Origin of the sequence: Capnocytophaga sp. oral taxon 863 str. F0517, from assembly GCF_000466425.1 — a bacterium.
In the GTDB taxonomy this organism is placed as follows: Bacteria; Bacteroidota; Bacteroidia; order Flavobacteriales; family Flavobacteriaceae; genus Capnocytophaga.
The window spans coordinates 1-510 of sequence record NZ_KE992183.1; the positions used below are offsets into that span (position 1 = coordinate 1).

Here is a 510-nt window from a genome sequence, read left to right on the forward strand (position 1 = left end):
TGCCTCTGTCATAAGCCTGCTGCTGGAGGTTGCTGGCAAAGAGACCGCCCCCATTATTGCTTTCGATATGGCAACGCTCTACCTTGTACTTCTCGAGCATATAGGTAATCGTCTTCTCGGTTACTTCCATGGGGTCTTTCGTATATAAGACATCTAAGATATAGTTTCCTTCCTCTGCTTCTCTATAGAATAACGCACATAAGTAATCACTACCGCTATCCGCTGCATCGATGTAAGCTACCGTATAGTAACGCGATGGCAAATCCATATAGCAGTTGAACTCATCGTACATCAAGCCCTCATTGGGTTTGGGGTCTTGCTGGTACAAACTTTCAAAGACGGCGGGGTTGCGTTCCTTAATCGCTAAGAGCTTTTCAGCACTGTGTCGTTCTGGCCACAAGGCTTCGCCTTCCTCACGCGGGTCAAGGGGAGTAGGTTCTTTGTTTTGGATAGCAGGGAAGCTCACACGTACCCAACCGTTGGGGTTTTCGATAGGATCATACTCGCCTT

General features: G+C 47.8%; 1 pseudogene. It reads right to left on the reverse strand.

Going from position 1 to position 510, the window contains the following annotated elements:
• Positions 1-510 (reverse strand): annotated as a pseudogene (locus tag HMPREF1551_RS12820) (hypothetical protein); the annotation flags it as partial.